Raw genomic sequence first — 24,652 nt, forward strand, 5'->3', positions numbered from 1 at the left:
TCCTAACCGCGCACGATTTTTCCGTCTTCAATACGGATGATCCGGTCACATAGCTGTGCCATAGATTCATTGTGGGTGATCATCACAATAGTCTGGTGGAACTGCTCCCCTGTCAGCTTCAGAAGCCCAAGCACCTCCTGGGACGTCTTGGAATCCAGGTTGCCCGTGGGCTCGTCTGCCAGGATGATCTTTGGCTTGCTGGCAAGTGCCCTGGCGATGGCAACCCTCTGCTGCTGCCCTCCGGAGAGCTGGCTGGGAAGATTATTCTTCTTCTCCAGGATTCCCAACACTTCCATGATCCTCTGTATAAATAGCTTATCAGGCTTTTCCCCGTCCAGTTCAATGGGCAGGACAATATTCTCATATACATTTAAAATGGGGACAAGATTATAGTTCTGAAAAATAAACCCAATATTTCTTCTCCGGAAAATAGTGAGCTCCGTCTCATTAAGCTTGAAGATCTCCTTCCCAGCCACAGTGACACTCCCGGAGGTGGCGTAATCCAGTCCCCCCAGCATATGCAGCAGAGTGCTTTTGCCGGAGCCGGATGTCCCCACCACTGCCGCAAACTCCCCCTCCTCCACTGACAGATCCACACCATCCAAAGCTTTCACCAGGCTTGGCCCGGAACCATAATATTTTTTTAAATTTTCTGTTTTCAGTATCTTCATCTCATTACCTCCATACGTTTCTTTTTTGTATTATACAAATACTATATCAGTGTATTCTGACAGCGCCATGACAGCAAAGAAAAAAGTCCTTACAAAATTGTCAGATGCTTTCCCATTTGTAAGAACTTTCGTAACTATTTAACAGATCTGCGTATTTACTTCGTTTAAGAGGTATATCTGAAAGCAGCTTCCGCTGCCAACCTGGGAAGAGACTGTGATATAGCCCTTTTCCCTGTTTAAAATCAGCTGGGCCAGGTACAGACCCAGGCCGTTCCCCTCCTCCTGTTCTACCTGACTGCCCCGGTAGAAGCGTTTAAAGATTTCATTGTACTGGCTGACCTCCATGCCTATTCCCTGGTCCTCAATCTCAATCCTTGTATAAATCTCTAAAGGCCGTACCCTCACTGTGACGCTGGAACCTGCCGGTGAATACTTCACTGCATTGTCCAGTATATTTCCCAAAGCCTGGGCTGTCCACTTTGGATTGTGGTATAGTTTAAGGTTCTGAAACTCCTCTGTGACAATTGCGATCCCCTTATCGCTAGCCTGTGCATATACACTCCCAACCGCTTTTCCAATGGTCTCCTTGATCCCCTGGTACTCCACCGGAAAGGAGAGTATCCCCTGCTCCAGTTGAGATGCCTTCAGCATATCTTTTATCAACCACTGCATTTTCCTGGCCTGTATGCGCGTCTCTCTGGCGAACTTCTCTCTCTCCTGGCTGCTTAACCCCTCGTCCACCAGCAGTTCCGTGTACATCAGCACATTGGCCAGGGGCAGTTTCAGCTGGTGGGAGAGATCAGACAGCAGCGCCGCTACCTTATCCCGCTCCTCAGATGCCCGTTCTCTCTCCCAGGAAACCTGCGCAAGGACGTACTGCAGCCTGCTTTCCAGTTTGGATTCCCTTGTCTCCTTAATGGCATCCAGGCTCTCCTTCCCTCCCTCCTGGTAGTTTGTCAGAATCTTTTCCATCTTTTGTATAGAATGAGCATAGTAGACCATGATTCCCAGCCCTGTCCCCAGACAGATCATCCCGATTCCGATCAGCGCCCCGCAGACAAGATATTCATTCATCTCTCTCCTCCCACATATACCCCATGCCATGAATCGTCTTGATGTGGAGGGGGCTGGAGGGGTCTTCCTCAATCTTGAGCCGGAGTCTGCGCACGTTGACCATCAGGGTGTTTTCCTCCACAAAGGTCCCGCTGCTGTCCCATATCCTCTCCAATATCTGCTCCTTCAAAAGCACCTGGTTTTTGTTTTCCAAAAAGAGCTTTAGAAGGCGAAACTCCGTAAGGCTCAAGTCCAAACTCTCCTCGCCCCTGTAAGCTTTCATCTCCTTTTCATCCAGCCGGATTGCACCTGAGCACAGCTGCCTGCTCATGCGGCGCGTCCGCTCCTGCCTTCGCAGAAGCGCCAGGATTCTGGCCTTTAGCACTGCCAGGGAAAAGGGCTTTGCGATGTAATCGTCTGCCCCGCACTCCAGACACATTACCTGATCAATCTCCATATCTCTGGCTGTAATCATCAATACCGGAATATTCCTCTGTTCCCGGATTTCTCTGCACAGCGCAAGCCCATCCCCATCCGGCAGATTCCAGTCCATCAGGATCAGATCCGGCGTTCCCTCCTTCAGCGCTTTGCGCGCCTCTGTACAGGAAAAAAAGCTTTCCACCTGGTATCCCTCTCTCTCCAGTGTGAAGGCCATTCCCCCTGCCAGGGCCCTGTCATCTTCCACAATGTAAATCTGCATGTGTTACTCCCCTCTCTTACGGTCTGAATCTTTACGTTTAATGGTACGTTACCCGGTCTGAAAAGTCAAGTGCATCATCAAGGCCCTAGTTAATCCATTATAAACTAACACAAATAGAAAAGTGTGTCAGATATCCCAGCAACCGGGTATCTGACACACCTGCCATATACGCAAAACATCTGCTACACTAATATCCTGTCCTGTTTATCCGGAAAAGTTCCCATTGCAATCCGGATGATATCTACAATCCATCCGATTCCAAACAATCCGGCAGTAAAAAAATACAGTAACCCCATACCGAATTTGCCAACATAAAAGTAGTGTCCGCCCAGATACCCTAAACACACACATAATATCAGGGCAATGGTCCTTGACTTATAGCTATATGACCGAACACGGGACTCTGACTGCTGCGGGGGCTGATACACATACTGATCCTGCGTCTGTTGTCCGCTGTATGCAGGCGGCGCCTGGTAATAATTATTAATAACTGTTTGGGAGCTGCTGTAATTTACATTTTCAGGAGCAGTTCTGGGCAATTCACATCCGCAGTATTCGCAAAACTTCCCTTTCGCTTCCGCTCCGCATCTTGGACATTGCATAACCATTTTCCTCTCTTTTTCTGTATAGCTTAGGTTAATTATTTAAAACTATTTTAGCATAAATCCGGATTTATTAAAATACTATATGTGGACAATATTGTATATACAGCCCTGGACAGCTTAATTGTCCATTCTAATTCCCTGTCCGGGATCACATTAATTACCTCTGACACATCCACTTGTCCAGAACTTCAAACAAATATGCGGAATCAATAGGCTTTGCGATATGGTCGTTCATCCCCGCGCTCCGTGCCTTTCCCACGTCACTGGCAAAGGCATTTGCCGTCAGTGCCAGGATGGGTATGACCCGTGCATCCTCACGGTCCAGTGCACGTATGGCCGCAGCTGCATCATACCCGTTCATCACTGGCATTTGAATGTCCATAAGGATCGCATCATAGTCTCCGGGAGCTGAGGCGGTAAACACCTCCACTGCCCTTTGCCCATTTTCCACTGCATCCACGCGGATATCTTTCATCCTAAGCAGCTCTATGGCAATTTCACGGTTGATATACTGATCCTCCACCAAGAGCACTCTCTTTCCGCTCAGTGTGGCCGCATTTTTTTTCTCCTCCTCTGAGGCTGCAGTTTCCAGATGCCCCTTAGAAATAAACATCTGGAGAACATGATACATTCTGGATTTAAAGAGAGGCTTGTTGATAAAGGCATCCGCCCCGGCTTCCAGAAAGTCCTGCTCGATTTCAGAGTAGTCATAGGCAGACACGATAATAATCGGTACGTCATCGCCCAGTGTTCTCCGGATCACTTTTACCGTCTCCAGCCCGTCCATTTCAGGCATTTTCCAATCCAGGATAACAGCAAAGTAGTCATCCGCTTTTGTGTGTGCCTCAGCGATACACCGCACGGCCTCTCTTCCGGAGAGAACCCACTCCCCCCGCATTCCCAGCTCATTCAAAACAGCAGCGGCGTTTTCACAGGTGATCTGGTCATCATCCACTACCAGGACGGACAAGCCTGTCAGCTCTTTGCTGCATACCGCCTCCTCACCGCTCCATTCAAGGGGAATTGCCACTGTGAATGTGGTGCCTCTCTCCAGCTCACTCTGCACATTGATGGTGCCGTTCATCATTCTGACAATATTTTCTGTAATGGCCAGGCCGAGTCCGGTTCCCTGTATGGTGCTGATGCGGGAATCCTCCGCCCTGGAAAACGGTTCAAAGATATGAGAAATAAATTCCTCTGAAATACCAATACCATTGTCAGCACAGACAAACTCATACTGGCTCTGTCCCGTGGTGGGCGAATATAGCTCATTGATTCTCAGGGAAACCCTTCCTCCCTGGGGTGTATACTTAATGGCATTGCTAAGGAGATTCATCAAAATCTGCTGCAGCCGGTCACAGTCCGCAATCACCCTCTCATGGAGTACCTTTCCAATGCTGATATGAAACTGCTGATGCTTCTCCTCTATTAGCGGTCTGCACATATCCATTACATTCTGTATCAGCTCCGATAATTCCACCCGACTGAGCGATAAGTCAATCTTTCCGCTCTCTATTTTCGACATATCTAAAACTTCATTTACCAGACTGAGCAGATGCCTGTTTGAAGTACTGATTTTATGCAGACAATCCCGTACTTTCTCAGGAGAATCTATATTGGCCTCAGCAATGGCCGTCATTCCCATAATGGCATTCATGGGTGTGCGGATGTCGTGGGACATGGAGGACAGAAAATTGGTCTTTGCCGCACTGGCAACCCGTGCAGACTGATATGCCTCCTCCAGCGCCTGTCGCTGTCTCTCCTGCTCTTCCCTCTGTCTGGTCACGTCCAGACCCACACTGTAAAAAGAAGGAATGCCGTCCCAGCTGTCTTTGCCGCTAACATAGCTGAAAGTCATGGTCAAATATTTGACTGCACCGCTGCGGGTTATGATACGTGCCTCTGCAACCGTATCCTCCCCGGTTTTAAGGGCATTCTCCATAACATCCACCGTGCGTTCCAGATCATCCGGATGCACATAGGTGCACTGAGAGTACAATTCTTTTTCAAACTGCTCCCCGGAATACCCAATCATCTCCAAAAATCCTCCGCCATACCAGAGTATTGTGCTCATATCCCTTGCATCCACCCGTGCAAATCCGCCCGGGATGGTCCTTATGATGGCATCCCGTTCCCGGTCCTTTTTCGCCAGCTTGTATTCTGGACTGACAGCATCGTGGGACAGCTCAATCCTCGCCTTATGCCCATTCCAGTTGATCTTCCGATTCTTTATCATAAATGTCTGCTTCAGGACAGGGTTGTCAAACTCCCATTCATAAAATTTATCTTCTGTCAGGAATTTGTTAGTACAAAAGGGACAAGGCGATGTCCTCCCCTGGATGACCTCGTAGCACTTGCGTCCAAGCACCTGTTCCGGATGCTGCCCCAGGGTCTCGCAGGAGTGTTTGTTGACATAGAGCAGTTCATAGGACTCCATATCTGATATATAGACATTGCCGGCATATTCTTCCATCATCCATGTAAAACACCGCAGTCTGTTCTCAGACATACGCTGGTGTTCCAGACATTCCGCCATTGACTCCGTGATATTGGTCAGGACTGCACGACAGACAGTTCCCCCATCGTGGGATATGGAACAGGCAAAGCGCATCCATGTGAAATCCCCATTTTTCCTGGGCAGGCGGGCCGTCAGTTCCACCCTGTCTCCGCCCTTCTCTACTGTATGGGTCAGCCTCTCTTTAAGGAGAACAAAGTCGTGGGGATAGGCTCCGTAAAGCTGCTTCAGTGTGGGAAAGCGTTCCCTGAATTCTTCCTCCGAATAGCCTGTACTGAAATAAAAAGGAGCATTTGCCTGGAGAATGAGTCCCTCCTCATCCAATAAAAAGCGAAGGAAGCCCAGATTACAGGCCTCCAGAATACTCTCTTCTCCACAGCCAGAGTTTTTCTCCTCAGAGCCATATCCCGGCTGCATGATATTAAAATTGCTCATATCTATTCTCCTTAATTCAATCACTCCACTTTGTTCGTATGGTTATCTATTATTAGAGTATAGCAAATGGATGTGTAAAAAGCAATGGGCCTTGAATACTTGTTTTCAAAACGCTATACGATTAATTCGAATTCAGTTCTTCATTCTCCAGCTGGCTAAGTACTTATTTTTCAGCAGACCGTTGGACAATTTCCCCCAGCCGAGAGGATAGCCATTGACACACACCAGCTGCCATCCCCTGGGGCGGGTCACAGGCACATCATCCACTGCGATGGTCTCTCCTTTTAAATATTTACTCACGCGGCTGTCCGTCCAGTTAAGGTTCACTGCGGAGGCATACTCACTCTTCCTGAGCGCCACTGCAAATGCCTGGCTGGGCTCAAATCGGTCCTTTTTAAGCTCTCCAAGATATAGGCCGTTTCGTAAGAAGGGAATCCCCTTTCGCTCACCCAAGAGGGGAGAAACGCTGTAAACCTGCCCTTTCCGCACCTCAAACTGACCCGCAAGCAGTCCCATGTCCACATCTTGAAAAAACTTCTCCAGGATCTCTCGCTCCTGTCTGGTCATCCCAGCCCTGCGCCCGTTTTCCCGGCTTCCTGTCTTTGCATTCCTCTTTCTGGAAACAGCTGTCTTGGCCACCTGTATCTGTTGCTGCTCCCCGCTTCCCTGCTTTTTCAGCAGAGCCATGAAATGTCCCTCCCCGGCCATTCTGTGAGGCCAGATGCGGATACATTTTTTCAGCTCCTCATTTCCATCGGCCAGATCTGGCCTTCCCTCGGCAAAACCCTCATATCCCTCCATCTCCAGCAGGGACATGCGTTCATCCTCCCGCAGAAGTCCGGCTATGATCTGTTCGTTCTCCTCCGGTGAGAAGGTGCAGGTGGAGTAGAGCATCATCCCCCCCGGTCTCAGCATTCTCACCGCCTGGCGCACAATATCCTGCTGGATTCTGGCGCATGCTGCAGGCTTTTCCTGATCCCAGGCCTTTGCCACGTCCGGGTCCTTCCGGAACATTCCCTCGCCGGAGCAGGGCGCATCCACCAGGATTTTGTCGAAAAACTCCTCAAACTGATCCGCAATTTTTGACGGAACCTCATTGATCAAAAAGGAATTGGGAATGCCGAACACCTCGATATTTTTTAGCAGAGCTCTTGCTCTGGACGCACTGATATCATTTGCTACCAGCAGGCCCTCACCTTTTAGCCTGGCTCCAAGCTCCGTGGCCTTCCCCCCGGGGGCTGCGCACAGATCCAGCACTCTCTCCCCGGGTGCTACCGGAAGACGGGATGCGGGCGTCATGGCGCTTGGCTCCTGAAGATAGTAAAGCCCTGCATAGTAAAATGGGTGCCTGGAGGGCAAATCTTCCTCCCGGTAATAAAATCCATTTGGTATCCATGGTATTTTTTTTAATCCAAAAGGCGCTATGTGTTCAAATTTATCCGGGCTGATCTTTGCCGTATTGACACGAAGTCCAAACTTTCTGGGCTCCTGGTAGCTGTTAAAAAAGTCCTCATATTCATTGCCAAGAATGGCTTTCATTTTTTCTGTAAACGCATCAGGTAAATTCATAGGCTCATCACTTTCTTTTATTCTACACTTTTTAGGGATTCGACCATATCAATTTTTTTCAGCTTAAAGTGCATCACTATATTTACGATCAGAGAAAATCCGAAGGTAAACAGAATTGCATAGAGAAAACTGGGAAGATAGATATTCCGGCCAAACATACACGCGTCTATCTCCACTGTCACAATGACAAATCGATGCAGAATGATTCCCAGCACCACACCCACAACTGCCCCGATCACAGTCAACAGGATATTCTCCCTGTACACATAAGCCGATACCTCACCATCATAGAATCCCAGTACCTTGATGGTGGCAAGCTCCCGTTTTCTTTCATTAATATTTATATTGTTCAGATTGTACAGTACCACAAAGGCCAGCATCCCCGCTGACACAATAAGCACCACGATGACCACATCCAGGCTTCCCAGCATGTCATCCACCTGCTCCTTAATGGTGCCAGTATAGCTGACGCTTAAGCCCGCATCGTAGGTAAGCGCCTTCTGCCCCACCTGCTCAGTCATTGCCTGGTCTTTCTCGGCGGTCCGGTACAGCATGCTGTTATACTCCGGCTTTTCCCCGGTTATCTTTTCATAGTATCCGGATGTCATATAGGCATAATGGCCCATATAGTTTTCACAGACCTGCGCTACCATCATCTCACAGACCTGGTCATCTGACAGCTCCACACGAACCGTGTCACCCTCCGAAACATCCAGCATAGAGGCCGTCTTCTCTGTCAGGATGATTCCATCCTCATTCAGCGCGTACTCCTCCCCAGTCAGCCGGTCCCGCAGATCCACAAACTTGGAAAACTTCTCAGTATCCCCCGGGATCATGAGATACGTATCGCGGCTTTTGCCCTTGTTTTCGATGGTGGACATTTTCATGTAAAGGGTATCAGACACCGATACATCCGGTTCCTCCTCCAGGTAGTCTGAGAGCTTCTGTCTCTCCTGGGTATCCGCGTCCTCGTCCAGCAGAATGATTCCGTCATAGAGCTGCAGTTCCTGATACTGCAGAACCGCCACATCCATAATGGAATCCCTCAGTCCAAATCCCACCAGGATCAGCGCCATACAGCCTCCGATTCCGAATATTGTCATCAAGAACCGCTTCTTATAGCGGAACAGATTGCGCAAAGTGGACTTCCAGGTAAAGCTCAGATGCCTCCACAGTATGGTAACCCTCTCAAGGAGGACCCGTTTCCCCTGCTTGGGTGCAGGGGGACGCATGAGAATTGCCGGGGTGGCTGCCAGCTCATGGTAGCATGCCACAACCGTTGCCCCCAGGGTGCAGACCAGCGCAGCGCCGGTGGCAAGCACGGCAAATTGCATGTTGTATGGAATCACAATATCCGGCATATGATGATACATGATCCCATATGCATTGATGATAATAAAGGGCAGGATCTTTTCGCCCGCAAACACGCCGAACACACTGCCCCCCAAAGTGGCGGCAAGGGCATAAAACATGTATTTAGACGCAATGGCAAATTTTCCGTATCCAAGTGCTTTCAGGGTTCCGATCTGGGTGCGCTGTTCCTCCACCATGCGCGTCATGGTGGTAAGACTGATCAGCGCTGCCACCAGGAAAAAGAGTACCGGAAACACCTCCCCGATATTTTTCATCCGGTCCGCATTCTCCCCGTATCCTGTATATTCCGGAAGGTCATCCCTGTCGCTGATTTTCCACTCCGGTACTTTCAGGTCATCGATATCGCTCTGGGCATCGTCAATCTTCTTCTGGGCATCCGCGATCTTCTCATCCGCCTCTCTCCTGGCATCCTCATACTCTTGGTTCCCATCCGCCAGCTCCTGTTCGTGATCTGCAATCTCCTGTTCCCCGTCTGCGATCTCCTTTTCATTATCCCGAATAGTCTGCCAAGCCTCTGCAATCTGCCTCTCCCCATCATCTGCCTGGGAAACGGCATTGTTTAAAGAAGCCTCCTGGCTTGCGATCTGGGCCCATCCATCCGCAATCTTCTTCTCGGCCTCCTCCAGCTCTCTGCGCCCGTCTGCAATCTTAACCTCCTGCTCCTTTATCTCCTGTTTGGCAGACTTTATCTGCTTTTCTCCCGAGGCAATCTGGGCCTCCCCCTCATCCAGCTGCTTTTTCGCCGTCTCCAGCTGGGCCAGCTTTGTGGCTGCATCTGCCTGGAGAGCGGCCGCCTGCTCCTGGGTCATCTGCCCGGACGCCACCATCTCCTCGATCTGCCTGGCTGCCTCCTCTGCCTGTGCCTTTCCGGCTTCGTACTCCTTCCTGCCTTTCTCCAGCTCCTTCTTTTTGTCTTCCAGCTCTTTTTCATTCTTTTTCAGGGTGTCCTTGGCATCTTTTATCTGCTTCTCGCCGCTTTTCAGCTTTTTTTCCGTAGATGTCTTTGTCTTTTTAAACTTAGCTTCCTGGCTTGTAAGTTCCTCCTTCGCCTGGGACAGCTGGGTTCTGCCGGAAGCGATCTGGGCTCTGGCATTGTCCAAATCCGCCTGCTTGGAATTTAGCTCCGCCTTGGCATCCTCTAGCTCCTTCTTTCCATCCTCAAGCTCTTTTCTGCCGTCGTCCAGCTTCTTTTGGGCATCGTCTATCTTTGCCTTAGCGTCCGCCAGCTCTTTGTCCGCCTCCTCTTTCTTATCCGCCAGTTCCTTTCTTGCGTCATCCAGCTCTTCATTTGCCTCATCCTGGATTTCCTGATACCGCACCTTGCATCTGGCTCCTTCTATGTCCTCAACAGCCTGACGGACCCTCTCCATAACGGAGTCATACTCCTCTGTGTACGCCGATGCCTCACGGCTCCCCTCAGCCTCCAGATATACCTGAGTGTAGACCTCCATATCAAAGCTGTCCTCAGTCACATAGAGAAATCCGGACACCTCCCCTGTCCCCAGGGTGGTGCTGCCTCTGCTAAAGGAGATATAGACCGGGCTGTTTCCGATACCAGTAATGGTAAAACGGTGGGCTTTCAGCACCTCACCGGACTCCTCACTGCTTTCCTCCTCATCCGTATCTTTCTCCTCCAAATCCTCTTTTACCTCCAGGATATCACCTACCTGATAACCCTCAGCGGCTGCGTACTCAGAGTCCAGGAAGCACTCTCCGGCCTTTTCCGGAAGCCTGCCTGCCTCAAGAGTCACTTTGTTAAGTGTCTCCGGGAGTGTTTCCATGTGAAGCACATCCATGGACTCATCCGTACCGCAGAGCACATCCGTCATGTATCCCGGCTCTGCCTTTTTGACACCCTCAAGCCCGGCCAGGGTCTCCACATCCTCCCCGGTGATCCCCATGGTTCCGATGACCTTGAGGTCCATCAGGTTATTTTCATCAAAATAAGCATCTCCCGTATGGCGCATATCAGGAGCTGCCGACTGTATCCCGGAATAAAAGGCAACTCCCATAGCCACGATAAAGAAAATCGAGAGGAAGCGACCTAAATTCCGCCTTATTTCCATATAAAAATCTTTTCTGAGCGCCCTTTTCATAGCCACCCCACCTTTGTCTTACTAATACACCGGATCACCACTCTATGTCCTCCACAGATATGGGGTTATCATTCAGATACATACGGGAGACCTTGCCATTCTTGATTTTAATCACCCTGTCCGCCATGGGTGTCAGAGCTGAGTTGTGGGTGATGACAATTACGGTCATGCCCTTCTCCCTGCACATGTTCTGCAGCAAGCGCAGTATGGCTTTGCCCGTCTGATAGTCCAGGGCCCCGGTGGGCTCATCACACAAAAGAAGCTTTGGATTTTTGGCAAGTGCTCTGGCTATAGACACCCTCTGCTGTTCCCCGCCGGAGAGCTGGGCAGGGAAATTGTCCAGGCGGTTCCCTAACCCCACTTCCTCCAGGACCTGCGCAGCATCCAGAGGATTCTTACAGATCTGAAGGGCCAGCTCCACATTCTCCTTGGCCGTCAGGTTGGGCACCAGATTGTAAAACTGGAATACAAACCCAATGTCATCCCTGCGGTACCCCGTGAGCTGTCTGGAACTGTATTTTGCGATATCCTCCCCATCCACCAGCACACTTCCACTGGTAGCGGTATCCATTCCCCCCAGTATATTCAGCACTGTGGTCTTGCCCGCGCCGCTGGGGCCCACCACCACCACGTACTCACCTTTCCTGATCGAAAATTCAATCCCGTCCACTGCCCGGATTTCCACTTCCCCCATCCGGTACACTTTGGACACACCTTTAAGCTCTACAAAGTTTTCACCATCTATATTATTCATGTGAAAGCCTCCGATTCCTTTTTGTCATATCATTTTATGCCCTGGCGTGAAAAAAACTGCCGCGGCAGGTTTTCTTTGTTAGTTACATTCTAACATACATAAAAATAAAAGAGGCTTAAATTTCTATGAAATTTCCATGCTCATTTTATTTGATCATCAAAATATTTGATGTTATAATTATATAGTTATTCAATGACTATTCAACAGGTCTGCGCATTTACTGCGCTGACCGTAAGAATTGATTCAAGCGTGTAAAAATCCCATCACCGAAGGTGATTTTAAATGGATTTTTAGCTGTGTATGGGAGGAAATGATGAGATTAAGAAAGAGATATTCCTGTAAAATGAAAAGCGCTGTCTGTGCAGCTGTGCTCTATGTGCTCTTTGGAGCATTAAAGCAGCTTTCGAGAATGGATACCCGGATGGCTGCAGAGATCAGCTCCTGGGAGGATGGGATGATCTACTGTCTGAAGACTTCTAAATGGGGACCGGCGCTTTATATTCAAAAAAATGGAGATACCATCTACCGGCTCCGGGATGCCCGCATCGGATTTGAGGATGTAGAGATTACCTTTAAAAGCATTGACCGGGCATTTCTGGTACTCACGGGACAGCAGGGACTATCCGGTGCCTACAGCGCCCATGCTTTTACACTGAGAGGGGACATCCAAAAGACCATGTCTCTGTGCAGGTGTGCCGACCTGGCGGAGGCGTACCTGTTTCCTGCAATCATGACACGCAGGATTCTAAAGGAGCTGCCCGCCAAAGAACATTTCACTGTGACTGTGTACCTGCGTCTGCTCCTGGGGATTCTCTGCCAGGAGCACCGCCCTGTGAAAGAGCGGCCGCATATTTTTACAGTTGCCAAAAGCCAATAATAGGGGGATACGGATATGCTTAAATACTATGAATTTCAAAACAGCGCTAAGCTGCTGGCGGGAAAATTCGCCCTGGAAAATGTACCGGGCGAACTGGAAAACCTGGGGTGTTCCCACCCCCTGCTGCTCTCTGACCATGTGCTCGCTAAGATCGGAGCCCTGGCCATTGTACAGGACGCCCTTCTCGCCGGACAGGTGCCTGCGGACACTCTTTTTACAGATATACCCGCGGATTCATCCTCTGACGTGGTCAATGAGATTGCAAGATTTTACCGCAAGAGCAAGTGCGACGGACTGGTGGCCATTGGCGGCGGTTCTGTCATAGACACCGCTAAGGGAGTGCGCATGCTGCTCTCCCAGGATGTATCGGACATTATGGAGCTGATGGGCTGCGAGGGAATCAAGAGAGGACGCCAGATCCCCTTTGTGATTATTCCCACTACATCCGGAACCGGTTCCGAGTCGACCCTGGTGGCTGTGATCAAGGACACCCAGAGAGAGGTAAAGATGGAGTTTATCTCCTACTACCTGCAGCCGGATGTGGCTGTCCTGGACCCCCGCATGACTCAATCCCTTCCCCCAAGGATGACCGCCTCCACCGGGATGGATGCGCTCTGCCACGCTGTGGAAGCATACACCTGCCTTCAGAAAAATCCACTGAGCGACGCCTATGCCACAGCCGCCATACGCATGATCAAGGATCATATCTTTACTGCAGTGGAGCACGGCCGTGATGCCTCCGCCCGGCTGGCCATGGCAAGCGCCTCCATGATGGCAGGTGCCGCTTTCTCCAATTCTATGGTGGGCATCGTACACGCCATCGGCCACTCCCTGGGCGCAGTCTGCCATGTCCCTCATGCGGAGGCTATGAGTATCCTGCTTCCCTTCTGCATGGAGTACAATCTGGATATGCTGTCTGAAGATTACGGGCGTTTGCTCTTGTATCTCACTGATGAGGACACCTATGCGCAGACTCCGCACAAGGAGCGCGCTGCGCGGTCCATTCAGGCTATACGGGATATGTGCAGCACCTTAAACAGGCTCTGCGGACTGCCGCTCACCCTGCGGGATGTAAATGTACAGCCAGAGGACTTTGAGCGGGTTGCGCAGGGGGCCATCAATGACGGCGCCATGATTGTGAATCCGAAACAGGCAGGGGTGGCGGATGTGGTTGGGATTTTGAAGAAGGCCTGGTAGTATTTAAGCGCATAAACCAGTTAAATTCCTAAGCCTCAACTTTGAAGAAAAACTTTTGACAGCCTATTTCACTCGTATAGGATGTCTGATTACCGTTTTCCACTTTGACACCTCAGTCTTTCTGGGGTCAGAGAGATATATTTCATGGTGCAGGCGCAGGTTACTAAAATCATTTACAAATCCATTTTCATTCACATATTCATCCATTTTGTCCACTGTTGCAGGTTCCTCATCGTATGAGCCATAGTGCATCATCTGGACGCATAGGCCCTCGTCTATAATCAGGAATTCGGCGGGGGCGCAGTCCAGCCTCTTCTTTCTTTGTGTTTCCCGGACAGCCCAGTCAAAATCCTCTCTCTTTACAAAATCCGGCAGTCGGATCACACTGACCCAATTAAAATTGCACTTATCGGAATAGTCCACGCCGTCAACGCCCTCTTGCCACCAAAACCCTTCCAGAGGAGGCACCACATATTCAAAAAAACCTTCTATTTTATGTGCGCTTTTATAGCTCATTCGTATAGTATAGGCAACGGCATACAAAATACTGACTGCCTTTTGATATTCCCCTCCCTCTTCATTTGGATCACCTTTTCCCCGCACAGCAATAAACTTCGCTGACGGTACCGTAACAACTGCCGGCTTATTTTTAGGCATATACAGTTCTTTAAACTCTTTTTTAAAATCAAATGTCATTTCAAACACCCTCCTCCTAACATATCAGTGTAGGTTCAACCCCTCAACATTCTGTGAAGATACTGAACAGTTACAGTTTACCACCATTAATATGACACCGCTATGTCATGTTCGGATATTGGATGTCAAAGGCCTCTTAACCGCATTTTCGCCCGCAGTTCACATAGCGGTCTTTTCTCTTCTTATTGGAGACTAATTCCATAATCTTTGCGCAATACTCCTCGTCTATGCTGATCCTCATCAGACTGATAAGCCGGTACGTATCCAGATGGTAGGGCAGGCTTCTGTGCAGGGCCAGATCAATCAGGTATTTGGCTGACTGAAAGCTGGATAGGTGTGTGTGTCCATTCTCAAACTTTTTCTCTGTGTTATGTACCACATAGCCGCCATCTGCCCGGTATACCTTAAATGCCTGTTTTGCGTAAATCTGATTCATACAATCATGCCTCCTTGTTTTTAACGGTTAAAGGGATCTCTTTACCTTATCAGAGGTGGGTCAGATATTTTCTGAAAGTTTACTAAAAGAACGTCTGCTTTCAATTTATTCCTCTCTTTATTCTATGAAAAAGGCGGCGGTACAAGAACACTTTGTCCCTGTGCCGCCGCCGTTTTTTATTTATCCTTTGTAGTAGTTAATCAGGCATCCCTTCAGTATGATAGTCCTTTCATCGTCTGTGAGTTCACCCATCTTCAGGGTAAATTCTTTCATTCCCTCACTTACCACATAGGCTTTGATTTCAGTTTTCTTTTCTTCCACTGCCTTCTTGATATCCGGCACATAGAGGTAATCCCCATTCTTAAAGGGCAGCTCCCCTTTATCGATCAGGAAGGGAAGCATTCCCCAGTTGATCAGATTAGAACGGTAACGTTTGGTGGCATACTCATTGGCAATGTTGGCCCAACCGCCAAGCACCTTCTGGCAGGAGGCCGCCTGCTCTCTCGCAGAGCCATCACCTGGTTTTACCGCAAAAATAGTGCTGCCGATGCCTGTATTTTTGCTGTCCATCTGTGGGAATTTTTCCTTTATGGCATCCCAGACGGGCTTTATCTCTCCGTTTGCCTCGCAGGGGCATTTGCCTTCTTCTCTGGCTTTTTCGCTCTTCTGCACTTCCTTCGCGCGTCCCACATAGGCCGGGTCTTTTCTGGAGAGTGTAAACTCTGCAAGCCCCAGAGGATTGGAACGGTAGGAGGAAGTCTCCCCTGACGGGATCAATTCATCCGTGGTGGTTACCGGATCATGGATTTCCGATACCACCTTCAGTACCAGGTTGTCTGTCAGTGCACACATTGCAGGCCAGTCCTTAATGTTGGGACCAAACTTGATCTCTACAGAAGGATCTGCCTCCCCGTGGCTGTCAAATACACGATTTTCGTAGATTGTCTTATCAAAGAAGTATTTCGGGTGGCTGAAGTTTACATCAATATCCGTAGCCGCTGTGAGATACCCCTTGTTGGCCGCCGTTGCTGCGATAGAACGTGCATCCATCAATGCCACTGAGGAAATCTGTCCGCTCTGCAGCTTGCTTCCCTCACGGTTGGGGAAGTTTCTGGTTGAATGGCGGATACTGAATGCATTGTTCGCAGGGGTATCTCCTGCTCCGAAGCAGGGGCCGCAGAATGCGGTCTTTACGATTGCTCCTGTCGCCATCAGATCTGCCAGTCTGCCGTTCTTGGCCAGCTCCACATAGATCGGGGTGCTGGCTGGATATACGCTAAGGGTAAACTCATCCGAGCCGATACTGTGCCCCTTCAGGATATCCGCTGCATCACAGATATTCTCAAATCCACCACCGGCACAGCCTGCAATGATTCCCTGATCCACATAAAGCTTTCCGTTTCGTACCTTATCCTTTAAGGTGAATTCCACAGCGCCGTCTAAGCTCACCTGAGCCTTCTTCTCTACATCATCCAGAATATCCATCAGGTTTGCATTCAGCTCCTCAATGGTGTAGGTATTGCTGGGATGGAAGGGCATAGCAATCATCGGGCGGATCTGGCTTAAGTCCACATAGACCATTCCATCATAGTAGGTGACCGCACCCGGTTCTAACGCTGCATATTCTTCAGAGCGTCCATGGATTTCATAGAACTCCCTGATCTGCTCATCATTTGTCTTCCAAATGGAGGAGAGGCAGGTAGTCTCCGTTGTCATGACATCAATGCCGATGCGGAAATCCGCGCTCAGCTTCTCAACACCAGGGCCTACAAATTCCATTACCTTGTTATTCACATATCCGTTTGCAAATACTGCGCCGATGATAGCCAGAGCCACGTCCTGGGGTCCCACTCCTGGAATGGGCTGTCCGTCAAGATACACACCCACAACGTCCGGCATATTGATATCATAGGTTTTGCACAGCAACTGCTTTACCAGCTCCGGGCCGCCCTCACCCATAGCCATGGTGCCCAGAGCACCGTAGCGTGTATGAGAATCAGAACCCAGAATCATCCTTCCGCCGCCTGCCAGCATTTCCCTGGCAAACTGGTGGATCACTGCCTGATGAGGGGGAACATAGACTCCGCCGTATTTCTTAGCACAGGTCAATCCAAACATGTGATCATCTTCATTGATGGTACCGCCCACAGCGCAGAGGCTGTTGTGGCAGTTCGTCAGCACATAGGGTACCGGAAACTTCTCCAGTCCTGAGGCTCTGGCCGTCTGGATAATACCCACAAAGGTAATATCGTGGGAAGTGAGCTTATCAAACTTAATCTTTAGCTTGTCCATGTTGTCAGAGGTGTTGTGTGCCTTCAAAATATTGTAAGCGATAGTGTTCCTGGCGGCATCCGCCTTAGAGGGAACCTGATCGCCTAATTTACTCTTGAGTACGGCTGCTGCGTCCTGGTCGTCCTGTACAAGCTCCGTGCCATTTAACAGATATGCGCCGCCATTATATAATTTAACCATTGTATAGTCCTCCTATCTATATTTCAACATCCTGCTACCTAAGTATAACGGCATCCGCCCAAAAAGTCAATTTCGACCAGGTCATTTTGGAAAACGACCTGGTCGTTTTCCAAAAATGACCTGGTCAAAATGGGAAAATTTATTAAAATTCTATAAACTAGAAATCCTGGCTCGCCATGTACTTCATATAACTCACCACCATCAACGCTATCTTAAAGGTTAAGGCATCCTCAAACACCCTTATATCCAGCCCCGTACTCTTCTGCAGTTTCTCCAGCCGGTACACCAGTGTATTCCGGTGTACGAACAGCTGTCTGGATGTCTCGGATACATTCAGGTTGTTTTCAAAGAATTTGTTGATTGTCATTAGTGTTTCATCGTCAAAGGTATCCGGCATGTTCTCCCCAAACACCTCGTGCATGAACATCTCACAAAGGGGCACCGGCAGCTGATAAATCAGACGTCCGATTCCCAGTGTACTGTATGCCACAATATCTTTTTCCGCATAAAATATCTTTCCCACATCCAGGGCCATCTTGGCCTCTTTGTAGGACTTGGATACCTGTTTGATCTCGTTCACGATTGTTCCATATGAAATGCGGACTGCGGACATAGCCTCTGAATTCAGCATGTCGCGAATCATCTTTGCGATATCCTCCAGCTCCTCGTAAGTATCCTCGGGCTTTAATTCCCTCACTAAAATAATGCTTTTTTCATCAACCGCCGTGATAAAGTCCCTGGTTCTGGATGCGAATAAGGACTTCATGGTCTCCAGGGCACTGCTGTCCTTTTCATATTTGGTCTCAACCATGAACACAACACGGCGCGCCTCCGCCTCTATATGAAGCTTCTTTGCCCGATTGTAAATATCCACCAGCAGAAGGTTGTCCAGCAGCAGGTTCTGGATAAAATTGTTTTTGTCATACCGCTCTTTGTAAGCAGTGAGCAGATTCTGAATCTCGCTGACCGCCACCTTACCGATCATATAGGCGTCCTCGCTGGCCCCCTGGGACACTAAAATGTACTCCAGATTTCTGTCGTCAAAGATTTTAAAAAAATGGTATCCCTGAACGACCTGACTCTCCGCCGCAGAATCTGCGAATAACTTTACCGCATGTCCCTGAATCTCTTCGCTCTCAAAAGTGGATACCACTGTACGTCCCTCTAAATCCATCACACATAAATCAATTCTGGTGATGGCTCTCAATTCATCAATTGCTGTTTGTAATACCTGGCTTGAAATCATTTTTTTCTCCTTTGCCATACCATATTTTTGTTTTATTAATAATAAATCATTTTTACTGAAATAGCAAGAATTATGATGTCCCGTTCTCGTTTAAGAGTATTTTTTTCCATACCAGACCGCCTCCGTGTTCGATCACAAACCTTCGGCAGTCCAGGGCGCCTTCCTTATCTCCCAGCTGTTTCAGGCATTGGCAGCGCAGAAATTCTTTAAATACCTCTAAATAGCATCCCCTTACTATCGTCCCCTTTGCGCATGGTTCATTGTCGTACGCTTCCATTTTTTCCAAAGCCCTCTGCCATTCCCCTGCTGTAAGTAAATCATTTATGCATAAGGAGTATCTGACATAACAGATCATGCTCTGCATTTTCTTACTTTTCTTCTTACCATTTCTGCCTATAAAATCCTCTATCTGCTGCCGCTCCGCTCTTTTTCCTTCCTCATCCTTCAGCATACAATAACATTCATACCGAAGATGATGGTAATGAAGATACACCAGCCTCTTTTCCCGGAACCTGCTGTACCTTGTTCCGTGCCAGATCATTTCGCTAAATTTCAGCGCCTCCTGAAAATCTCCAGCACACCGCATGGCCTCTGCCAGATTTATACTATAGCTATACGGCACATAGGCCCTAAGCCCCCAGCGATAACAAACAGCCCGGTAGACAAAATCCCTGACAGGATCAGATACCGCTGATGGCGTCTAAAGTACCTTTGAAAGCACTTCACTGCCTCCTGTTCCTTTCCCTCGTAGGTTCCTTGTCTCCTTTTAACCTGAATGTAAGCTTGCAGCTCACCAGCCCAGGGAGCCTTTCTAAAATGAAGCAAACTAAATACTACAAGCATCAGAGTAAAAATGAGCGCCAGACTCCCCAAGCTAAATATTTTATAATAATTTACACCTGTCTTCACTTCATATTCTTGGATATAAACAGAACTCTCTGCCCCGGAAATCTGTCCCAATTGCTCATCCTCAACGGCACTTTTATGGCTGTATTCGTCAAGCCATTCTGAAATTTCATCCGGTATCCTAATGGTCTGTTCCAGCCAGCCCGGCTTAGTCTCAAAGAATACCCGCATCTCCTGACTGCACGCCAAAGTATCCTCCTGTGTTCTCTCCTTTTCAAGTATAACAAACGTGCAGCCATTCTTTCGGTATTTCTCCACTTGCGGCGCTTCTTCCGGATATCGGAAAATCACATCCGCATGGACACCCGGCACAGCTATGACCGCCCGATAAGCAGTCCCGTCTGTTGCCACTACAGATACCTGTGCCACTCCTTCCATTGGAAAGCAAAATACATACATCGCGCATGCTGCAAACATTGTAAAACCCCATAATGCATATATAATGGTCACCATATTTTTCATCTTTCGTTTCATATTCCCCCTCACACCCCTTCCTCTATCTATGAGCCCCTATCTTGTTGTAACAAGTATCCGTATTACTCTATCTCAATGCTCCATTCATTCCGGTACTCTTCTCCTCCTCCCAGTTGTATTAAATCTTCCTTTTCCTCCAGCCTCTCCAAAACGCCCTTTCTGGCCGGAAGCGAAGTCCATGGCTCTATACATACATAGGGAGTCTCCGTTTTAGGCCAATGCCAGATACCAAGATACTTCATCTGCGGGAACCTGATGGTAATACATTTGTCCGCCACAGGGGAGGTGAGCTCAGCCCAAGTCCCCATTCCACTCAACACAATGGCATCCATGTCAAAAAGGTCGTGCCGCAGATGTATAGGGTTTTCCAAAGGTACATAGTCTCCGTCCTCCAGCACATATCCATCCTCGGAGATTGGCACACGCTCAGGTCTTGTCCCCTGCCCAAAATGTATCTCATAATCCTTGAACGTCCCCTGTGCCCCAATGGGAACACAAAAGCCTGGATGGCCCCCCACACCAAAATACATCTCCTTTTCCCCCCGGTTCTCTACCTCATAAGTAATCCACACAGTACTGCCTCTCAGCTCATAGGTTACCTGAAAACGAAATGCAAAGGGGTAATGCCTCCTGGTTATTTCACTGTCACTGAGTACAAAGGCAGCTTTTTCTTGGCTCTCTTTATTAACTTCAAATTCCGAGTACATGGCGATCCCATGAATGTCCATATGGTACGCTTTACCTTGATAAAGATATGTCTTTTCCGTAAGCCTTCCAATGTATGGGAAAAGTACCGGAGCATGCTCCTCCCATGTTGCAGCATCTCCCTGCCAGAGATACTCCTTTCCCTTTTCATCCTTCAATGACATCATCTGCGCCCCCAGTGACTCGATGTCCAGTGTCAGCTTCTCATTACAAATCCGGGTCATCATATGTTTTTTTCCTCCATTGTATTCTGAAAGCGCTTAGTAGCCGAAGTTCTTTCGATTCGCATCCGCCGCCATCCTTATCTGATCATCATCCATCCTCTCAAGCACCTTAAGCACTTCACCCTCTCTCTGTGCATATACTGCCTCCTCATGGCAGAGGGGAATCAACTGATAAAAGCTAAGCAGCCTCCCAGTAGACAGTTGTTTCTGACCCACTCCCCCTGATTATCAAAAACCGGCATGGTGGCGGCGGCACGAAACCCTACGCTGGATATCAGAGAGGTCTGATTATAGTCTATCAGATGTCCCATCCCTATCCAGGACTGGGTGTCCTGCACCATTTCAGGTATCCGCTTCATCCACTGTACTGCCCAGGTATGCTGATCCTCCTGGCTGTTCATATCCCACATACTGAACGCCACGCTTCCCAAGTAACTTAAAGATTCCCATATTTCTTCTCCTCTCTTTTCATTACCTCCTACGTCGGAGGTTTCATCTGGTTCCATATGTAAGATCGCTTCCACAAAAAGGAGCCGCATTCCTGCGGCCCCCTGTATTTAAATTTTGATTAGTTTGTAATCGTCTGCTCTGTCTCTTTGTCAAATACATGGATCTTCTCAGCATCCAGAGCAAATTTCACATTGTCACCTGTTCTGGCAGTGGTGCGCGGATCTACACGTGCGGTCATTGGGAATCCCTCTACATCAAAGTATAAGTAAACCTCAGCGCCCAGCAACTCATATACACGGATGGTGGACTCTACCACTGTATCCGGTGAGGACTCAATAAACATCTGGGAATCATGCACGTTCTCAGGGCGGATACCCATAACAACCGTCTTTCCTGCATAACCGCCGTCAATGAGTTTCTTTGCTTTTGCAGGCGGAAGCTTAATGCTGTGGCTGCCCACAACCAGACGAACCTCGTCCTTGTTTACCTTAACCTCTGCATCCATAAAGTTCATCTGAGGTGATCCGATGAATCCGGCAACAAACAGGTTACCCGGGTTGTTGTACAGGTTCTGCGGTGTGTCTACCTGCTGAACAACACCATCCTTCATAACAACGATTCTGGTACCAAGTGTCATAGCCTCAGTCTGGTCATGTGTTACGTAGATGATGGTTGCGCCCAGTCTCTGATGGATCTTAGAAATCTCAATACGCATCTGAACCCTCAGCTTGGCATCCAGGTTTGACAGCGGCTCATCCATGAGGAATACCTTGGGATCACGTACAATGGCACGCCCCATAGCAACACGCTGCCTCTGGCCGCCTGACAGAGCCTTTGGCTTGCGGTCTAACAATTTATCCAGATCAAGAATCTTTGCAGCTTCCTTCACCATCTTGTCAATCTGATCCTTCGGCACTTTTCTCAGCTTCAGACCAAATGCCATATTGTCATAAACAGTCATGTGGGGATAAAGAGCATAGTTCTGGAATACCATTGCGATATCTCTGTCCTTGGGCTCCACATCGTTAACCACTCTGTCACCGATCTTTAAGGTTCCGCTGGTGATCTCCTCAAGTCCGGCGATCATACGAAGGGTTGTGGACTTTCCGCATCCTGATGGGCCTACAAAGATGATAAACTCTTTATCTTCAATTTCCAGATTGAAATCCTTCACTGCTTCAAATCCGTTGGGATAGGTTTTGTTAATGTGCTGTAATGATAAACTTGCCATTCTTTCATCCTCCTAAAAAGTGAACTGCATTTTTTAACTGACCTAAGTATACTAGACATCACATGATCTAACCATGCCATTATTGAACAAATATTTACTTAAACCCTTGTAAATTTTGCTTACCAACCTATTCACTTCTTTTTCTTTAGGACAGATTGACGGAATTTAATTGCTTCTTATATACAAATTGACGAATGGCTTGTATTTTTCCTCTGTGTTGTGTATACTCATAGGTATGGATTACGTGATACTTGACTTAGAATGGAACCAATGCCCTGACGGGAAGCAATCTGAGGACAAGCAGCTTCCCTTTGAGATCGTTGAGATCGGGGCAGTAAAACTGGACAGCAAATACCGGGAGATCAGCCGGTTTTCTGAGATTATCCGTCCCTGTGTGTACAAATCCTTCCACTTTAAAACCCAGGAAATCATACAGCGGAATATGGATGATTTTCTTGTTGCGCGCACTTTTCCACAGGTCTTTTCAGACTTTATGGCCTGGTGTGGGAACCGGGTGCATTTCTGTACCTGGGGGACCCTGGACCTGCTGGAGCTCCAGCGCAATGTATGCTACCACCAGCTGCCGAATCCGCTGCGCACACCCTTGCGCTACTATGACATCCAGAAGGTCTTCAGCCTGGTCCATGAGGACGGAAAAAGCAGGCGTACCCTGGAGCACGCAGTAGACTTTCTGGGGCTGGAAAAAAGCATGCCCTTTCACGATGCCCTCTGTGATGCCTGGTACACTGCTCAGGTGCTGAAAACCCTGCCTGAGAGGACGGTGCTTCACAACTACTCTTACGACTATTTCCGGCCTCCAGCCAGCAAAAAGGAGGAGATCTTCGCCACCTTTGACACCTATTTCAAATACGTTTCAAGGGAATTTGACACAAAGCAGGATCTCATGAAGGACCGCCAGGTCCTCTCCACTAAGTGCTATCTCTGCCACAAGGCTGCGAAGAAAAAGGTGCGCTGGTTTCTGGCGGGAAATCAGAACTATTTCTGCCTTGCCTACTGCGAGGAACATGGATGGCTAAGGGGAAAGATCCGCGTCAAAAAGTCAGAGAATGGAAAGTATTTCTGCATTAAGATCCTAAAGCTGGTCACACCCGAAGATGCCCAGGAGATCAAAGAGCGAAAAGATGCCTTAAAAAAGAAAAGATCCGTCCACTTGGCGGAGATTAAAAAAGCTGCCGCACAGGATCATTAGTGCGGTAGCTTCCTTTTTCTATTTAGTACTATTAAAGTTCTCAACCAAGTCCTCAAACTCAGCCAAAAGACAGTCCACCCTCCCATAAAAGGCGTCGTTATTGGTGGGATTGTCCAGCTCTCCCTCAATATATTTCAGCGTTTCCATGATCGCATGAATCCTTTTTTTGCCGGCTTCGTCCTTGTAAAGAATATATCTGCTCCGTTCATTTTCTTCCGGCGTCATCTTTTTTAGCACTACCTCTACACTGGGTTTCTCCCCGATATAGCGGTATGTAATTGAGGGGGAAGCGTGGTTCAGCAGGTTCTGGAGATAATAGATGTCATCCGTGGCTTTATAATATCTCCATGCAAAGGTCTTTCTCATGGTCTGGGCTCCAATGGAATTCAGCCCCATGCTCTTACCCACACTCTTAAATACCCGGTACGCCTGTTCTCTGGACAGTGCGGCCGCGGAACTGGCATGCCCCTGGATCAGATACGCTTCGGGCTCCTTGCCCTCTGTAAATTTGTTGATGATCTCCTGAAGGTCCTTGGGAATATTGAAAATCCTCTTGATATTTTTTGTTCCAATACTTGCCTCAATGCTCTCTTTTCCACGGATATCCTTGATCTTAAATTTCAGGATCTCCTGCAGCTGGAGCCCGGTTCCCACCCCGATTTCAAACAAGATATAGTACTTGTCGTCAACCTTCCGCAGCTCCTGCTTAAACCTCTCCAGTGTTTCCTCGTCTTTGATTGGTGACACCCAATTCAT

At 48.6% G+C, this 24,652-nt stretch carries 21 protein-coding genes; 3 read left to right on the forward strand and 18 right to left on the reverse strand.

What is annotated here, in order from left to right; translation table 11 throughout:
* Positions 1 to 2: 2 nt before the first annotated feature.
* From AC0THY_RS01280 to AC0THY_RS01315, 8 genes are all read right to left on the reverse strand, one after another.
* Positions 3 to 671: an ABC transporter ATP-binding protein gene (locus tag AC0THY_RS01280; protein WP_489992671.1), complete on the reverse strand. Its 669-nt coding sequence runs from the start codon at positions 669 to 671 to the stop codon at positions 3 to 5.
* A gap of 138 nt (positions 672 to 809) precedes the next feature.
* Positions 810 to 1,745 carry a sensor histidine kinase gene (locus tag AC0THY_RS01285; protein WP_489992672.1) on the reverse strand — a complete coding sequence of 312 codons (936 nt, stop codon included), beginning with the start codon at positions 1,743 to 1,745 and terminating at the stop codon, positions 810 to 812.
* A complete protein-coding gene (locus AC0THY_RS01290; protein WP_489992673.1) occupies positions 1,738 to 2,424 on the reverse strand; it encodes a response regulator transcription factor in 687 nt (228 codons plus the stop codon). The genes AC0THY_RS01285 and AC0THY_RS01290 overlap by 8 nt, the downstream gene beginning before the upstream one ends.
* 182 nt (positions 2,425 to 2,606) lie before the next feature.
* Positions 2,607 to 3,026: a TM2 domain-containing protein gene (locus tag AC0THY_RS01295; RefSeq protein WP_489992674.1), complete on the reverse strand. Its 420-nt coding sequence runs from the start codon at positions 3,024 to 3,026 to the stop codon at positions 2,607 to 2,609.
* 160 nt (positions 3,027 to 3,186) lie between these two features.
* Complete coding sequence (locus tag AC0THY_RS01300; protein WP_489992675.1) at positions 3,187 to 5,979, reverse strand: response regulator; 2,793 nt, start codon at positions 5,977 to 5,979, stop codon at positions 3,187 to 3,189.
* Between the two features lie 132 nt (positions 5,980 to 6,111).
* Entirely contained in the window at positions 6,112 to 7,548 is a 1,437-nt protein-coding gene (locus AC0THY_RS01305; RefSeq protein WP_489992676.1) for an RsmF rRNA methyltransferase first C-terminal domain-containing protein, read from the reverse strand.
* 17 nt (positions 7,549 to 7,565) lie between these two features.
* Complete coding sequence (locus AC0THY_RS01310; RefSeq protein ID WP_489992677.1) at positions 7,566 to 11,018, reverse strand: ABC transporter permease; 3,453 nt, start codon at positions 11,016 to 11,018, stop codon at positions 7,566 to 7,568.
* Positions 11,019 to 11,052: 34 nt separating this feature from the next.
* Entirely contained in the window at positions 11,053 to 11,772 is a 720-nt protein-coding gene (locus AC0THY_RS01315; RefSeq protein ID WP_489992678.1) for an ABC transporter ATP-binding protein, read from the reverse strand.
* 310 nt (positions 11,773 to 12,082) lie between these two features.
* Here AC0THY_RS01315 and AC0THY_RS01320 point away from each other — a divergent pair, with 310 nt between their 5' ends.
* Positions 12,083 to 12,649, forward strand: a complete 567-nt coding sequence (locus tag AC0THY_RS01320) for a hypothetical protein (RefSeq protein ID WP_489992679.1) — start codon at positions 12,083 to 12,085, stop codon at positions 12,647 to 12,649.
* Between the two features lie 15 nt (positions 12,650 to 12,664).
* Positions 12,665 to 13,846: an iron-containing alcohol dehydrogenase gene (locus tag AC0THY_RS01325; protein ID WP_489992680.1), complete on the forward strand. Its 1,182-nt coding sequence runs from the start codon at positions 12,665 to 12,667 to the stop codon at positions 13,844 to 13,846.
* Positions 13,847 to 13,909: 63 nt separating this feature from the next.
* On the opposite strand, the gene AC0THY_RS01330 is transcribed toward AC0THY_RS01325, so the two are convergent.
* The 9 genes from AC0THY_RS01330 to AC0THY_RS01370 all read right to left on the reverse strand — a co-directional run bounded on the left by AC0THY_RS01330 (position 13,910) and on the right by AC0THY_RS01370 (position 22,686).
* Positions 13,910 to 14,542, reverse strand: coding sequence for a GyrI-like domain-containing protein (locus tag AC0THY_RS01330; RefSeq protein WP_321003932.1), 633 nt, complete (start codon positions 14,540 to 14,542; stop codon positions 13,910 to 13,912).
* A gap of 136 nt (positions 14,543 to 14,678) precedes the next feature.
* Positions 14,679 to 14,978, reverse strand: coding sequence for a hypothetical protein (locus AC0THY_RS01335; RefSeq protein ID WP_321003933.1), 300 nt, complete (start codon positions 14,976 to 14,978; stop codon positions 14,679 to 14,681).
* 180 nt (positions 14,979 to 15,158) lie between these two features.
* The gene (locus tag AC0THY_RS01340; RefSeq protein ID WP_489992681.1) at positions 15,159 to 17,450 is read right to left on the reverse strand and encodes a hydratase; all 2,292 of its coding nucleotides are present in this window, start codon (positions 17,448 to 17,450) and stop codon (positions 15,159 to 15,161) included.
* 157 nt (positions 17,451 to 17,607) lie between these two features.
* Entirely contained in the window at positions 17,608 to 18,696 is a 1,089-nt protein-coding gene (locus tag AC0THY_RS01345; protein ID WP_321003935.1) for a PucR family transcriptional regulator, read from the reverse strand.
* A gap of 70 nt (positions 18,697 to 18,766) precedes the next feature.
* Positions 18,767 to 19,318: a hypothetical protein gene (locus tag AC0THY_RS01350; protein WP_489992682.1), complete on the reverse strand. Its 552-nt coding sequence runs from the start codon at positions 19,316 to 19,318 to the stop codon at positions 18,767 to 18,769.
* Positions 19,297 to 20,076, reverse strand: a complete 780-nt coding sequence (locus AC0THY_RS01355; RefSeq protein ID WP_489992683.1) for a hypothetical protein — start codon at positions 20,074 to 20,076, stop codon at positions 19,297 to 19,299. The genes AC0THY_RS01350 and AC0THY_RS01355 overlap by 22 nt, the downstream gene beginning before the upstream one ends.
* Positions 20,077 to 20,138: 62 nt before the next feature.
* Positions 20,139 to 21,008 (reverse strand): aldose 1-epimerase family protein, encoded by an 870-nt coding sequence (locus AC0THY_RS01360; RefSeq protein WP_489992684.1) that lies wholly within the window; start codon positions 21,006 to 21,008, stop codon positions 20,139 to 20,141.
* A gap of 161 nt (positions 21,009 to 21,169) precedes the next feature.
* Complete coding sequence (locus AC0THY_RS01365) at positions 21,170 to 21,544, reverse strand: hypothetical protein (RefSeq protein ID WP_489992685.1); 375 nt, start codon at positions 21,542 to 21,544, stop codon at positions 21,170 to 21,172.
* Between the two features lie 29 nt (positions 21,545 to 21,573).
* Positions 21,574 to 22,686, reverse strand: a complete 1,113-nt coding sequence (locus tag AC0THY_RS01370; protein ID WP_489992686.1) for an ABC transporter ATP-binding protein — start codon at positions 22,684 to 22,686, stop codon at positions 21,574 to 21,576.
* A 244-nt stretch (positions 22,687 to 22,930) separates the two neighbouring features.
* Here AC0THY_RS01370 and AC0THY_RS01375 point away from each other — a divergent pair, with 244 nt between their 5' ends.
* Positions 22,931 to 23,896, forward strand: coding sequence for a 3'-5' exonuclease (locus AC0THY_RS01375; protein ID WP_489992687.1), 966 nt, complete (start codon positions 22,931 to 22,933; stop codon positions 23,894 to 23,896).
* 18 nt (positions 23,897 to 23,914) lie between these two features.
* Here the strand turns inward: AC0THY_RS01375 and AC0THY_RS01380 are convergent, their stop codons facing one another.
* Positions 23,915 to 24,652 carry a tyrosine-type recombinase/integrase gene (locus AC0THY_RS01380; RefSeq protein ID WP_489992688.1) on the reverse strand — a complete coding sequence of 246 codons (738 nt, stop codon included), beginning with the start codon at positions 24,650 to 24,652 and terminating at the stop codon, positions 23,915 to 23,917.

The sequence above is a fragment of the Ruminococcus sp. 8Y-12 genome (genome assembly GCF_058119865.1).

Excerpts from the sequence above, each read along its gene's own strand:
- AC0THY_RS01280 (WP_489992671.1), bottom strand. The coding sequence starts at position 671 with ATGAAGATACTGAAAACAGAAAATTTAAAAAAATATTATGGTTCCGGG.
- AC0THY_RS01285 (WP_489992672.1), bottom strand. The coding sequence starts at position 1,745 with ATGAATGAATATCTTGTCTGCGGGGCGCTGATCGGAATCGGGATGATC.
- AC0THY_RS01290 (WP_489992673.1), bottom strand. The coding sequence starts at position 2,424 with ATGCAGATTTACATTGTGGAAGATGACAGGGCCCTGGCAGGGGGAATG.
- AC0THY_RS01295 (WP_489992674.1), bottom strand. The coding sequence starts at position 3,026 with ATGCAATGTCCAAGATGCGGAGCGGAAGCGAAAGGGAAGTTTTGCGAA.
- AC0THY_RS01300 (WP_489992675.1), bottom strand. The coding sequence starts at position 5,979 with ATGAGCAATTTTAATATCATGCAGCCGGGATATGGCTCTGAGGAGAAA.
- AC0THY_RS01305 (WP_489992676.1), bottom strand. The coding sequence starts at position 7,548 with ATGAATTTACCTGATGCGTTTACAGAAAAAATGAAAGCCATTCTTGGC.
- AC0THY_RS01310 (WP_489992677.1), bottom strand. The coding sequence starts at position 11,018 with ATGAAAAGGGCGCTCAGAAAAGATTTTTATATGGAAATAAGGCGGAAT.
- AC0THY_RS01315 (WP_489992678.1), bottom strand. The coding sequence starts at position 11,772 with ATGAATAATATAGATGGTGAAAACTTTGTAGAGCTTAAAGGTGTGTCC.
- AC0THY_RS01320 (WP_489992679.1), top strand. The coding sequence starts at position 12,083 with ATGATGAGATTAAGAAAGAGATATTCCTGTAAAATGAAAAGCGCTGTC.
- AC0THY_RS01325 (WP_489992680.1), top strand. The coding sequence starts at position 12,665 with ATGCTTAAATACTATGAATTTCAAAACAGCGCTAAGCTGCTGGCGGGA.
- AC0THY_RS01330 (WP_321003932.1), bottom strand. The coding sequence starts at position 14,542 with ATGACATTTGATTTTAAAAAAGAGTTTAAAGAACTGTATATGCCTAAA.
- AC0THY_RS01335 (WP_321003933.1), bottom strand. The coding sequence starts at position 14,978 with ATGAATCAGATTTACGCAAAACAGGCATTTAAGGTATACCGGGCAGAT.
- AC0THY_RS01340 (WP_489992681.1), bottom strand. The coding sequence starts at position 17,450 with ATGGTTAAATTATATAATGGCGGCGCATATCTGTTAAATGGCACGGAG.
- AC0THY_RS01345 (WP_321003935.1), bottom strand. The coding sequence starts at position 18,696 with ATGATTTCAAGCCAGGTATTACAAACAGCAATTGATGAATTGAGAGCC.
- AC0THY_RS01355 (WP_489992683.1), bottom strand. The coding sequence starts at position 20,076 with ATGAAACGAAAGATGAAAAATATGGTGACCATTATATATGCATTATGG.
- AC0THY_RS01360 (WP_489992684.1), bottom strand. The coding sequence starts at position 21,008 with ATGATGACCCGGATTTGTAATGAGAAGCTGACACTGGACATCGAGTCA.
- AC0THY_RS01365 (WP_489992685.1), bottom strand. The coding sequence starts at position 21,544 with ATGCGGCTCCTTTTTGTGGAAGCGATCTTACATATGGAACCAGATGAA.
- AC0THY_RS01370 (WP_489992686.1), bottom strand. The coding sequence starts at position 22,686 with ATGGCAAGTTTATCATTACAGCACATTAACAAAACCTATCCCAACGGA.
- AC0THY_RS01380 (WP_489992688.1), bottom strand. The coding sequence starts at position 24,652 with ATGAATTGGGTGTCACCAATCAAAGACGAGGAAACACTGGAGAGGTTT.